This is a genomic window from Mesorhizobium sp. M1334 (assembly GCF_040317995.1).
Taxonomy (GTDB): Bacteria; Pseudomonadota; Alphaproteobacteria; order Rhizobiales; family Rhizobiaceae; genus Mesorhizobium.
On the sequence record NZ_JAMYLM010000025.1, the window covers coordinates 17,694 to 30,590 of the forward strand.

At 59.1% G+C, this 12,897-nt stretch carries 10 protein-coding genes and 3 pseudogenes; 3 read left to right on the plus strand and 10 right to left on the minus strand.

What is annotated here, in order from left to right:
* Positions 1–33: 33 nt before the first annotated feature.
* A complete protein-coding gene (locus tag NKH17_RS28010; protein WP_352972862.1) occupies positions 34–873 on the plus strand; it encodes a MerR family transcriptional regulator in 840 nt (279 codons plus the stop codon).
* A 23-nt stretch (positions 874–896) separates the two neighbouring features.
* Here NKH17_RS28010 and NKH17_RS28015 read toward each other — a convergent pair.
* Positions 897–1,430: pseudogene (locus NKH17_RS28015) on the minus strand (IS3 family transposase); the annotation flags it as partial.
* Positions 1,431–1,486: 56 nt separating this feature from the next.
* Here NKH17_RS28015 and NKH17_RS28020 point away from each other — a divergent pair.
* Positions 1,487–1,639: pseudogene (locus NKH17_RS28020) on the plus strand (transposase); the annotation flags it as partial.
* Positions 1,606–2,664 (plus strand): IS3 family transposase, encoded by a 1,059-nt coding sequence (locus tag NKH17_RS28025; protein ID WP_352972955.1) that lies wholly within the window; start codon positions 1,606–1,608, stop codon positions 2,662–2,664. The pseudogene NKH17_RS28020 and the gene NKH17_RS28025, both read left to right, overlap by 34 nt.
* Before the next feature lie 19 nt (positions 2,665–2,683).
* On the opposite strand, the pseudogene NKH17_RS28030 reads toward NKH17_RS28025, so the two are convergent.
* The 9 genes and pseudogenes from NKH17_RS28030 to NKH17_RS28070 form a co-directional block, all read right to left on the minus strand.
* Positions 2,684–3,176, minus strand: a pseudogene (locus NKH17_RS28030) (transposase); the annotation flags it as partial.
* A 230-nt stretch (positions 3,177–3,406) separates the two neighbouring features.
* A complete protein-coding gene (locus NKH17_RS28035; protein WP_352972865.1) occupies positions 3,407–4,465 on the minus strand; it encodes a 3-hydroxyacyl-CoA dehydrogenase NAD-binding domain-containing protein in 1,059 nt (352 codons plus the stop codon).
* A complete protein-coding gene (locus NKH17_RS28040; RefSeq protein WP_352972867.1) occupies positions 4,462–5,454 on the minus strand; it encodes an HpcH/HpaI aldolase family protein in 993 nt (330 codons plus the stop codon). Before NKH17_RS28040 ends, NKH17_RS28035 begins: the two co-directional genes overlap by 4 nt.
* Positions 5,455–5,891: 437 nt before the next feature.
* Positions 5,892–7,529 (minus strand): ABC transporter ATP-binding protein, encoded by a 1,638-nt coding sequence (locus NKH17_RS28045; RefSeq protein ID WP_352972870.1) that lies wholly within the window; start codon positions 7,527–7,529, stop codon positions 5,892–5,894.
* Positions 7,522–8,346 carry an ABC transporter permease gene (locus NKH17_RS28050; protein WP_352972958.1) on the minus strand — a complete coding sequence of 275 codons (825 nt, stop codon included), beginning with the start codon at positions 8,344–8,346 and terminating at the stop codon, positions 7,522–7,524. Before NKH17_RS28050 ends, NKH17_RS28045 begins: the two co-directional genes overlap by 8 nt.
* A gap of 8 nt (positions 8,347–8,354) precedes the next feature.
* Positions 8,355–9,305, minus strand: a complete 951-nt coding sequence (locus NKH17_RS28055) for an ABC transporter permease (RefSeq protein WP_352972872.1) — start codon at positions 9,303–9,305, stop codon at positions 8,355–8,357.
* A gap of 9 nt (positions 9,306–9,314) precedes the next feature.
* Positions 9,315–10,892 carry an ABC transporter substrate-binding protein gene (locus tag NKH17_RS28060; RefSeq protein WP_352972874.1) on the minus strand — a complete coding sequence of 526 codons (1,578 nt, stop codon included), beginning with the start codon at positions 10,890–10,892 and terminating at the stop codon, positions 9,315–9,317.
* Positions 10,893–11,224: 332 nt separating this feature from the next.
* Positions 11,225–11,683: a Rieske (2Fe-2S) protein gene (locus NKH17_RS28065; protein ID WP_352972877.1), complete on the minus strand. Its 459-nt coding sequence runs from the start codon at positions 11,681–11,683 to the stop codon at positions 11,225–11,227.
* 13 nt (positions 11,684–11,696) lie between these two features.
* Positions 11,697–12,839 carry an amidohydrolase family protein gene (locus NKH17_RS28070; RefSeq protein WP_352972879.1) on the minus strand — a complete coding sequence of 381 codons (1,143 nt, stop codon included), beginning with the start codon at positions 12,837–12,839 and terminating at the stop codon, positions 11,697–11,699.
* Positions 12,840–12,897: the final 58 nt, after the last annotated feature.

A 12,897-nucleotide genomic window follows, 5' to 3' on the forward strand; every position in this document is an offset into this window, starting at 1 on the left:
GCCAGTCGCCGCGATCAGGTCCGCGATGCTCTGATGCGCGATCGCGAGGCGGCACGCTACAACGCCGATCGGGCGTTCCGGCAATACGACGCCATCGATCCGCAGAACCGGCTGGTCGCGGCGGAACTGGAGTTGCGATGGAACCGGGCGCTTACGCGTGTCGGCGAGATCGAGAGCAGGATTGCCGCGCATGATGCCTCGACATCGGAGCCATCACTTCTGTCGCCAATACACGTCACCGCGCTCGCCGCCGATCTCAAGGCTGTGTGGGCGACGCCGACGACGGATGCAAGGCTCAAGAAGCGCATCGTTCGCGTCATCCGGGAGGTGGTCGCCGATATCGATGACGAAGCGTCAGAGATCGTTCTTCTGATCCATTGGGTTGGCGGCGTCCATACTGAACTGCGCCTGCCGAAGCGGCGCCGTGGACAGCGCAACAGCACGTCCGGCGATATCATCGCGGCCGTCCGCCAACTGGTGCTCATCGCCAATGATGATCTGATTGCTGGCATCCTCAACCGCAATGGACTGGTGACCGGCCACGGCAATCGATGGACACGCGAACGGGTCACCGCGCACAGGTCGCATCATAAGATCCCTGTCTTCCGGCCAGCGGCGGACGGCAAAGAGCCATGGCTTAACCTGAACAAGGCGGCGCGCCTTCTCGGCGTTGCACCGAAGACCCTCAGGCTCGCCGCCGAGGCGGGCGAGATCGAAGGCGTTCATCCTCTGCCGGATGGTCCATGGGTCTTCAGCCGATCAACGCTTGGCGAACCTGCGGCACAGCGCATCGTTCATCGCGCGCGGCAAAACCCAAAATACCCCACGGGATCGCATCCAGATCAGCAAAACCTATTCACTTCAACGACATAGACAGATGGGTGTTATGAAACAGGATTGTAATCGGCGCGCCACACGGCGATGGCGACGCGCGCCTGAGCCAGCGAGGTAAACAGCGTCTCGTTGAGCAGTTCATCGCGCAGTCGGCCGTTGAAGCTCTCGATGAAGCCATTCTGCATCGGCTTGCCGGGCGCAATGTAATGCCATTCGACGCGGCTCTGATCCGCCCAGGAAAGGATGGCGTTCGAGGTGAACTCGCTGCCATTGTCGCTGACGATCATCCTCGGCCGGCCGCGCTCGGTAATGAGCCGGTCCAATTCGCGGGCAACCCGCATGCCCGAAAGAGACGTATCAACGATGAGTGCCAGGCACTCTCTCGTGCAGTCGTCGACGACGGCCATGATGCGGAAGCGGCGCCCGTCGGTGAGCTGGTCCGATACGAAGTCGAGCGACCAGCGCTCGTCGGGCCTCAGCGGCACCAGCATCGGCGCCCTTGTCCCGATCGCCCGTTTGCGGCCGCCACGGCGGCGAACGGCGAGCTTCTCCTCCCGATAGAGCCGGAACAGCTTCTTGTGGTTCACTGACCTGCCACGGGTAATTTCCTCCAACTGAGATTAGAGTCCGGCCTCGATTGAAGGACGGACTGATGAACAGAAAGCGGTTTACGGAAGAGCAGATCATCGCGGTTCTGCGCGAGCATGAGGCGGGGGCAAAGGCGGGCGACCTGGCGCGCAAGCATGGGATCTCCGAGGCGACGCTGTATAACTGGAAGGCGAAGTATGGCGGGATGGACGTCTCCGATGCCAAACGGCTGAAAGCCTTAGAAGACGAGAACGCGAAGCTGAAGAAGCTGCTCGCCGACCAGATGCTCGAAGCGGCGGCACTGCGCGAGCTTCTTTCAAAAAAATGGTAGGGCCCGCCGCCAAGCGCGAAGCCGTCGCGCATCTGCAGTCCACGATGGGCTTGTCGGAGCGGCGGGCCTGTTCCTTTGTGGGCGCTGATCGCAAGATGATCCGGTATCGTTCTTGTCGCCCACCTGAGATGGAACTGCGCGGCCGGCTACGAGACCTTGCCAACGAGCGCCGGCGCTTCGGCTATCGGCGGCTGTTCATTCTGCTCAGGCGCGAGGGCGAGGCATCGGGTATCAACCGCATCTACCGGCTATACCGCGAAGAAGGACTGGCCGTGCGCAAGCGCCGGGCAAGACGGCGAGCAGTCGGCACGCGGGCTCCGATCCTGGTCCAGGCGAAGCCGAACGCGCGCTGGTCGCTGGATTTCGTCCATGATCAGTTCGCCTGCGGCCGGCGCTTCCGCGTCCTCAACATCGTCGACGACGTGACGCGCGAATGCCTGGCTGCGATCCCGGACACCTCGATCTCCGGCCGCCGGGTGGCGCGTGAACTGACGGAACTGATCGCCCGGCGCGGCAAGCCGGGCATGATCGTCTCTGACCACGGCACCGAGTTCACCTCGAACGCGATCCTCGCCTGGTCGAAGGATCATCAGGTGGAATGGCACTTCATCGCGCCAGGCAAGCCGATGCAGAACGGCTTCTGCGAAAGCTTCAACGGGCGGATGCGGGACGAGTTGCTGAACGAAACCCTGTTCTTCGGCCTCGACCATGCCCGAACAACCATCGCCGAATGGGCAGACGACTACAACCGATCGCGCCCACATTCGCGATACATCACGCCTGCGGCCTATGCCGCCAATCTCACCGCAACGGACGATCGGCTGCGCAACCCCGACCAGCTCCGCCGATCACCCGTTGCTCAACCCGCGCCATACGTAAAACCCGCCGAGGCTCTAACTGCAGCCGGATGAAAATTCAGTGGCAGGTCATCACGACCAGGCCCTCCCGCCTCAGCATCACGAGAAGACGCCGGTAGCCGAACCGGCGACGCTCCTGCGCGATCGCCTTCATCCGCTCGCGAAGCTCGCGGTCGTCCGGCCTGCTGGTCTCGTAGCGAACCGTCATGCGGCAACAGCCGATGGCTTTACACGCCCGCCGTTCGCTCATCCCGAAGCCTTCCTTCAGGCGAGCGACAGCTTTCCGCTTGGCCGCGGGCGTCACCATTTCTTTCCCACAAGATCGTTCAACGCGGCATTGTCGAGCATGGCGTCGGCCAGAAGCCGCTTCAGCCGCGTGTTCTCGTCCTCCAGAGCCTTCAGTCGCCGAGCCTCGGAGAGTCCATCCCGCCGAAGCGGGCCTTCCAGTTGTAAATCGAGGCGTCGCTGACCCCGTGCTTGCGGCACAGATCGGCAACCGATATCCCGGTCTCATGTTCCTTCAAAATTCCGATGATCTGCTCTTCAGAGAAGCGGCTACGTTTCATGTCCTGGTCCTCTCGATGGGCCAGAACGAACTTCAAACCGGATTAGATAAGAGGGGCAAGGTCAGAAGTGAACGATCTGCCCGAGGTCGAGCGTCCCGTCGGCGATTGCCCGGACCCGGCCGGCAGGATCGTCGTGGCCTTTCCGAACGGCGACGCAGCAGCATAACCGCGTTCAGCCGACGCAATTTGTCCGTTTGCAACATGTTCGTGAGGGAATTCAGCATTTTGTGTCAAGTGATTGAATCGTCAGGTGAGGCCGTTATGACCGCCGCCGAGATGATCGTGTCAAAGTTCTCAGCCCTTGCCGCCCCCCCTCTCTTCTGTTCGTTGTCTTTCACGCGCGCGTCGTGATCGACGGCCGCGCCGCCGGCGCCGCTGTTCGTCGCCCGCAGCGCGCGGATGATGCCGACGAGGTTGGCGTCGCGGAGCCGTTCGAGTTCCGCGGTCGATTTGTTGCCGACCTGCTCGTCCCACTGCGCCGCGAGGGTGGAGGCCAGTACGTCATCCAGCCCGGGCGCGTCCATGAGCTTCGAGAGCGGATGTACCAGACCGAACTGCGCGATGAAATGGGCCATGCCGCCGTCACCGCCCAAGATCCGATAGGTTTCGAATTGGCCCATCTGCGCCATCCGCAGGCCAAACCCGTATTTGATCGCGTCGTCGATCTCGGCGACGGTGGCGATACCGTCCTTCACCATCCACAGTGCCTCGCGCCACATCGCTTCCTGGAGCCGATTGCCGATGAAGCCGTCTATCTCGCGCCCCATCAGCAGCGGCTTCATGCCGATGCTGACGAGGACGTCGTTCGCCGTGGAGATTGTGTCTTGGGAGGACTTCGGCGATGGGACTATTTCAACAACCGGCAGGAGGTAGACGGGGTGGAAGGGATGGGTGACGAGGAAACGGTCCGCACAGGGCAGCCCATCGGCGAGGACCGACGGCATCAAGCCTGAGGTTGAGGAGCCGATCACTTTGGCCTTGTCAGCGGCCTTGCAGATTTCGCCGAGTACCGCCGACTTGATGTCGATGCGCTCGGAAACCGACTCCTGGACCCAATCCGCCCCGGCGACTGCGCTGGCCAGGTCGGAATGGACGGAAAGATTGCCCGACTGAGGCAATTGACCGTCATAGATTTGCGGAAGGCTCACCCGCGCCTGATCGATGACATACCGGAGGCGGTCGATCGACTTGCTGTCCTCGTCGTAAACCGAGACGTCCCAGCCATTCAGCAGAAAGCGCGCCGCCCAGCCGCCGCCGATAATTCCGCCGCCGATGATCGCCGCTCTCATTGCCGTGCTCCTTCGGACTTGCTTGGGATGATCAGGCCGTCGACCGCTATGGCATCTTTCGGCGAGGCGATGACCGAGTTGACGTCGATCTCGGCAATCGTGCCGCCGAGCGCATTATGGAAATCTCTCGCCACAGCGCGGCCTCCCTGTAAAATAAAATCGGGGTCCGATCCGTAAGTGAACAAGCTGAGGCCAAGCTCTTGGAGCCGTATCATATAGTCTATGGATGCGACATCACTACCCGATGCTATACCGTACTTCTTAGCGGCATTGGCGACTGCCTGACAGGCATCCAGCAACTCGTGCGTCAGCTTGCCCGGTTCGATGCCCAAGGAAAGGGCAAGGTCTGCCGGGCCGATGAAAAGCGCGTCGACACCAGGCGTTGAGGCTATGTCGTCGAGATTGTTGAGGGCCTCTCGTGTTTCAATCTGGAGTACGACGGCCAAGCTAGAGTTCGCATTCTTGCGATACTCCGCATCATTTTGATAATAGTTAGATGCTCTCCACGCTCCAGATCCGCGCTTGCCCGCAGGCGGATATTTTGCGGACGAGACAGCTTCGATGGCTTCGGCACCGGAGTTTACCATCGGCACCATGATGCCGTTCGCCCCATGATCTAACGCGGCTTTAATGAGTTCAATCCTGTTCCAGGCGACCCTATAAAGTACAGGCATGCCGTATCGTTCGGTCGCTGGAAGAATATCTAAAAGTGCGTCGGGTGGAATGGGTGCATGCTCACCGTCGACCAATAGAAAATCTAGGTTTGTCTGTGCCAGTGTCTCTGCGACCATCACGTGTGGAATCTGCATCCAGGCTCCAATTTGCGGTTTTCCCGACCTAATGGTTTCCGCGAATTTGTGTCCTGGCATTTTAACAATCCTTTGCGTAGCCTGAGGGGTAACTGCGTTGGTCAGCAGCAACCCGCCCCACTTGGAACGCCTTCGTTCCAAGCAGGGAAGGAAGCTTACCTTAGAGTCGGAGGGAGCCATAGATTTATGCTACTGCGCGCAATCAGATGATTTATTGTTAGGGAAGATGGCAGGTTTCTCGCGTTCCCAAAATATACAGTTTGCCAAGAAGTTGGCTATCACACCAGCCAATGCCCACCGTTTATATAGGGTCCAACGCATAGACCAGCGCGGTCACGCTGAGAATATGCCACTCACGTCGCTCGACAAATGACAGTAAAGTGGACGAGCAACGCCGCTAGAATCCCCGTCTTTAAAGATCAGCCGCCCGCCGCATAGTCCGCGCAATATGTTCTCAGGCACGCCGATTTGCGTCTGCGGCCTCCGACCGGCATTGTGACGCGTGCAAATTCGGATGAACAGGCCAGGCTGGAAGGCGCGAGCAGGCTTGCTGGTGAAGAGAGCCGCCGGGGCAGAGGAACCTCATTGAACTCACGGTTTCGCGAAGACTCACATCGCTAATTCCCCGCGCTCGCCATCTTCCGCCCGGCGGTAGCCTTCTCCAGCCAGCCGAGCTCCATCTCCGGCACGGACGACAGCAGGAGATCCGTATAGTCGTCGAACGGCGGCGTCAGCACCTGGCTCTTCGCCCCATAGCGCACGACCTCGCCGCGATACATGACGGCGATGGAATCGGCAATCGATTTCACTGTCGCGAGGTCATGGGTGATAAAGAGATAGGCCACCTGCTCAATCTGCTGGAGATTGAGCAATAGCTTCAGGATGCCGTTGGCCACCAGCGGGTCGAGCGCTGACGTTACCTCGTCGCATATGATGAGCTTGGGTTTCGCCGCCAGCGCACGCGCGATGCACACGCGCTGCTTCTGACCGCCTGACAGTTCGGCCGGATAGCGGTCGATGAAGCCCGTGCCCATCTCGATCTCTTCGAGCAGCTCCTTGACCCGCCTTTCGCGTTCGGCACCTCTAAGACCGAAGTAGAAGGTCAGCGGCCGGCCGATGATCGTGCCGACGGTATGGCGCGGGTTCATCGCCACATCGGCCATCTGGTAGATCATCTGAAGCTGGCGGAGGTCTTCCTTGGTGCGGCCGCCGAGTCGGTTGGAAAGCTTACGGCACTCGAAGCTGATCTCACCCTGCTGCGGCGGCAGCAGGCCGGTGATCGCCCGCGCCAGCGTCGATTTTCCGGAGCCGGATTCGCCAACCACAGCCAGCGTCTGGCCGGGATGGATATCGACCGAGACGTTTTTCAACACCTTTAAAATGCCGTTGCCGTAGGCGGCCGTGACGTTCTTCACCGATAGGATCGGTTTCGGCGTCGGCTGCTTTTCTTCGTGCTCGATATGGTGCACGGAGACCAACGCTTGGGTATAGGCCTGCTTCGGCTCCTTGATGATCTGATGGGCGGTCCCCGTCTCGACCATCTTGCCATGGCGCAGTACTATGATGTCGTCGGCCACCTGCGCGACAACGGCAAGGTCATGGGTGATATAGAGCGCGGCAACACCTGTGGCGTGGATTGCTTGCTTGATCGCGGCGAGCACGTCGATCTGCGTCGTCACGTCGAGCGCCGTGGTCGGTTCGTCGAAGATGATCAGATCCGGCTCAGGGCAGAGAGCCATCGCCGTCATCACGCGTTGCAATTGTCCGCCGGAGACCTGGTGCGGATAGCGCTTGCCGATATTTTCCGGGTCCGGAAGGCTGAGTTTGCGGAACAGCGCCACCGCCCGGCGTTCGGCCTCGGCGCGGTTGGCTAAGCCGTGCTTGAGCGAGCTTTCCACCACCTGATCCATCAGCCGCAGGGCGGGATTGAAGGCCGCCGCCGCGGATTGCGCGACATAGCATACCTCATGGCCGCGCAGTTTGCGGATGCCGTTCTTACCCTGCTTGAGGATGTCGCGCCCGGTAAGGATGACTTCGCCGCCGGTGATGCGGACACCACCGCGGCCATAGCCCATCGGCGAGAGCCCGATGGTGGATTTGCCGGCACCGGATTCACCGATCAGGCCCAGCACCTTGCCCTTCTCGAGCGTCAGCGACACATCATCGACGATGGTGATCGTCATCGGCTTTTCGCCGGGCGGATAGGTGGTCGCCTCAATGCGAAGATTGCGGATATCGAGCAGCACATCAGCCATTGCCGCGCCCGCCCTTGAGATCGGTGGTGCGATTCAGGATCCAATCGGCGACCAGATTGACGGAGATGGCAAGCGCGGCAATCGCCGCAGCCGGGATCAGCGCCGCCGGGATGCCGAAGACGATGCCATCCTTGTTCTCCTTGACCATGCCGCCCCAGTCCGCTGCCGGCGGCTGCACGCCGAGGCCGAGGAAGGAGAGCGCGGAGAGGACGAGCACTGCACCGATGAAGCGCAGCCCGAGTTCCGAGACCAGCGGCGACAGCGCATTCGGCAGGATTTCGGCGAAGATCACCCACCACTTGCCTTCGCCGCGCAGTTTGGCAGCCTCGACGAAATCCATGACGTTCAAGTCCAATGCGATTGCGCGTGACAGGCGGTAGACGCGAGTCGCATCGAGAGTGCCCATGACCAGGATCAACGTGACCAGTGTCGAAGGCAGGACCGAGAGCACCACGAGACTGAAGATCAGCGTCGGGATTGCCATCAGCAGGTCGACGAAACGGGACATCAACATATCGAACCAGCCGCCAACCACGGCGGCGGTGAAGCCGAGGATTGCGCCCATCGAGAAGGAAAGCAGTGTCGCCAGCACCGCGATCAGGATCGTCGTCTGGGCGCCATAGATCATACGCGAGAGCAGGTCGCGGCCAAGATTGTCGGTGCCGAAGAGAAATTTCGCCGATATGGGCTCCCAGACTCCGCCGGCGGCGTCGCCGAGGCCGTAGGGGGCGATCCACTGTGCAAAGATCGCCACGAGGAAGAAAAGCGCGGTGATAACAAGGCCTATCAGCGCGCCGATGGGAATACGTCTTAGCATGGTGCTCATTACCGCGGATGCCTGAGGCGCGGATTGGCGAGAATGGATGCCACGTCGGCCACGACATTGAGGAAGATATAGACGGCGGCGAAGATCAGGCCGACCGCCTGGACGACCGGCACGTCGCGCATGGCGACATGGTCGACCAGATACTGTCCCATGCCCGGATAGACGAAGATCACCTCGACAATGACGACGCCGACCACGAGATAGGCGAGATTGAGGATCACGACATTGATGATCGGGGCAATGGCATTGGGGAGAGCATGCTTGCGGATGACCTCGAACGCCGTCAAGCCCTTCAGTTCGGCAGTCTCGATATAAGCCGACTGCATTACGTTGAGGATCGCGGCCCGCGTCATTCGCATCATATGTGCGAGGATGCCCAGGGTCAGCGCGGTGCAGGGCAACGCTATCGCCTTCATCCTGTCGAGGAAGGGCATGCCGTCATAGACGGTAGAAATGCCTGGAAAGAGCTGGAATTTCACCGCGAGGAAATAGACCAGCAAGTAGCCAATGAAGAATTCCGGCACCGAAGTGGAGGCAAGCGCCAAGCCCGAGATCAGCTTGTCAACCGGGCGGTTGTGATGATGCACGGCGACAAGCCCCAGGATGACGGCAAGCGGGACCGCCACGATGGCGGCCCAGAAGGCGAGGAACAGTGTGTTCCACAGCCGCTCCCTGATGGAAGTGGCTATATCGAGCTTGGTCGTCAGCGCAGTGCCCAGGTCACCCTGCAGAATTCCGAACAGCCAGTGGAAATACCTGACATGGGCAGGTTCGTTGAGGCCCATTTCCCTTCTGAGATTCTCGAGCGCCAGCGGGCTTGCCGATTTGCCGAGAACGGCCTGCGCAACGTCGCCCGGCAGGAGATTGGTCCCAGCAAATATCAGAACCGAAACGGCGGCTAGCAACAGGATGCCCAGCGCGATGCGCTGGGCAATAAGCTTGGCAACCATAGTAGGTCCTTAAGCCTGCAGCCAGCATTTGGATAGTGCATAGCCGTGCATAAGTTCCTGGTTGCCATCCGTGGCCCAGCCGCCAACCTGCGGCCCTGTGGCATCGATGAAGTCGTTGAACATCGGTAGGATCGCGCCGCCTTCGTCACGGAGGATCTGCCCCATGTCGGCATAGAGTTTCTTGCGCTTGTCGGCATCGAGCTCACCGCGTGCCTGGACCAGCATCTGGTCAAAGTTCTCGTTGAAGAAGCGAGACTCGTTCCATGGCGCTTTAGAATGGTACATGAGAGAATACGTCATGTCCTGAGTTGAACGGCCCCCAAAGTAGCTCACGTGGAAGGGCATTTTTTCATATTGTGACCAGTAGCTGTCGCCCGGTTCGCGCTTGACCTCCATAATAATGCCCGCCTTGGCCGCGCTCGCCTGGTAGAGCTGGGCAGCTTCCACAGCGCCTGGAAAGCCGACGTCGGACGTGTGAAGGAGCACCGATCCCGAGTGGCCCGACTTCTTGTAATGGAAGGCTGCCTTGTCAGGATCGTACCTGCGCTGCTCCATGTCCGTGAACAGAGGATATGTGTTGTTTATTGGCGTGTCATTGCCAACTGAGCCGTAGCCCCCCAGTATCTTTTCAACCATCTCCTGGCGGTCAATGGCATATTTTAGCGCGAGGCGCAGGTCATTGTTGTCGAAGGGCGCCGCATCGCACTGGCAAACAAACATATAGTGGCCGCGGCTCTTAGCGTTGCGAACGGTGATTGCAGGAAAGCGCTTTAGAAGTTCGACTACCTTCGGATCAACTCGGTTGATCATATGGACCTGCCCGCTCTGCAACGCGGAGGTGCGGGCGGTCGGGTCATTGATGACAACGATTTCAATCTGATCGGCGAAGCCTCGATCGTCCCGCCAGTAACCTCCAAACCTTTCGCCGCCGAACCGGATACCAGCATCGTTGACCGTGACCTTGTAAGGTCCAGTTCCGATGCCGGCATTCGGGTTGTCTTTGCCGCCATTCGGCTGGACCACCAGTTGGAACGTGGTGATAATGTATGGAAAGTCCGCGTTGGCTTCTTTGAGCGCGAAGACTACGTTCTGGCCGTCAACGGCAATCCTGTCGATGCCCTCCAAAAGAGGCAGCACGGCGGATTTCGAGTTGGCGTCGGAATGGCGCTCGATGGTAGCGACCACATCTGCCGGCTTCATTTCCTGCCCGTCATGGAACTGTACGCCCTTCCGGATCTTGAAGGTCCATGTCTTGGCGTCCTTCGAAGGTCCCCATTCCTCGGCAAGTCCCGGCTGCACTTTTCTATCTGCGTCCAGCTCAACAATCGTTTCGCCCCACTGGCGACTGGCGATAAATTGGTATGCATTCGTCATCGTCGCCGGATCAAGGCTATCCGTCGCCGTCCCACCTTGCAGCCCAGCCTTCAGCATGCCCCCCTTCACAGGCCCCTCGGCCATTGCGGCCGTGGCGAGAAGATTGTTGGCGAACGCCGCGCTGACGCCAAGCACCGCGGCCCGACCTAGAAACTCACGTCGGGACAGCTTGGCTTTCGCGACGCGCTCAGCAAGAAAATTCAGTTCTTTCATCTCACTTCCCCTTTTTTTATGCGTTCGTTGGTTAATCTTTAATCCCTGCACAATTGGCTTATTACCGCTGTCGTACGATAATTCAGTCACTCACCACAACGGATCGTCGCAAGCGATCGCGTTCCATTTGGACCAGCTCCTTTCGAGCAGGACGTGCATTTTCCGCTTCGAACAAGGGCAGTATAGCCAAATCGCTTTGCTCCTCCGCCCACGGTCTGCCACCCACGAGACGGAGGACCGTAGGCGCGAGTTGTGAGCCACTGCACCTCATTTGAGGCGCTTAGGTTCTTTCAACCGCCTGTCACAGCAGAGTCGCCTACTATAAAGGCAACCTAAAGATGTATATAGAGCGCTGCTCGACGGTTATCGTGAGTTTCCTCTACCGATACACGGTAGGTGTCGACCGATGGATCCTCCTCTATGCTGTTTGGGTTGGCTTCAGCGCAGTCAGAGCTTTTGACCTCCACGCTCACGGGATAGCCGCGCACCCAAACCTTATGGGGATTGAACACGGACCGCCCCGTTTTGATCGCGAACTCCCAGCCATGCCACGGACACCGAATTATTTCGCCTTCTTGCTCATACTCGTACTGGCCTGGCGTTGCGCCTTTGACCATTCCGTCGATAAGTCCTCTACAAAGGGGTGCACCTTTATGTGGGCAGCTGTTTCGAACGGCATAGTATTCGTTATTGACGTTGAAGATCCCGACGCTCCGTCCCGCGATATTGACAATCCGTCGCCCGCCAACCGGAATTTCGTCTGCGTAACAAACTTCATATTTCTTTGGCACCGCGCATGGCTCCCTATGCGGCCTGAGAGATTGCCGGTAGCGACAGATTGTAAGTCTCGATGGCATTCTCCGCGAAGATGCGTCGCCGCAGAGCCTCCGGCTGTTCGGACAACGTCATCGTCGGATCATCCGAATCCCAGTGCGGGAAGTCACTTGCAAACATTAGCGTTCGCGAACCATCGATCCAGTTGATAATGTGCTTCATCGCTTCGGGATCGGCGGGCTCATCCAAGGGTTGGGTCCCGAAACGAACATGGTCCATTAGGTATTCACTTGGTAGCCTTTTAACCCATGGAGTGAGCCGACGAAGCCCCTTCCAATCGAGATCCATCTTCCACATCAGGGGCACCACCCAGGCAAATCCGCTTTCGACCATGCCCACCTTCAAGGTCGGGAATTTTTCGAACACACCTTCGAAAATAAAGCTTGACAGGTGCACAGCATAAGACGGGGGACGCAGCATGCGCATTTCTATGTAGTAGCTTGGCCAGCCGGCCGGCGAGGGCGGCGGGTTGATGCCCGTTCCCTCTGAACCGAAATGCATCGTCACGGCCAGTCCGTTCCGGACGCATGCTTCGTATATTGGATGATAAAAGCGCTGGCCAAAAGGTCTTGGTGCGCCACAACTGAACATGATTCCACAAACTGAAGGATGTGAGCCAAGCCTATCGATTTCAGCCGCCGCCCCTAAAGGGTCCTGCGAATTGATTGCGAGGTTAAGCCTAAACCTCGGATCCTTGGCGATCCAATGGTCCATTGAGTAATCGTTGAACGCACGACACAGAGCACTCCCATAGTCAACGTCGGCGAGCGCGCTCGCTACTTGTGCAGGACCACCAGTGAGAATCCCTACATCGATACCATACGCATCCAGCAGCCGCTTGCCGCAACTCTGCGCGTCACCATTGCTGCCATAAATCTCCCCATTGTCTTGCGCTTCAAAATCTACCCGAGTTCCGTGATATCCTCCGCTAGAGGAGTGAGGGTCCATTTCGAGGCCGCCGAAGCCAAACTCCTCAAAACGCTCAGCATTGAACTTGCTGAGGTAAGGAAAAAGCTCCGATTTTGTCCGGTAGCAGTGGTGGACATCGGTGTCCACAATGGTGATCTTCTTCCTACTGCTCATCACTGGCCCGGAATTCATGTTTTCCTCCATTGGTATTCTCAATTGGTAGCGTGAAGCGCACGCAAGCGAGTGTGCTTGGCAGGACGAT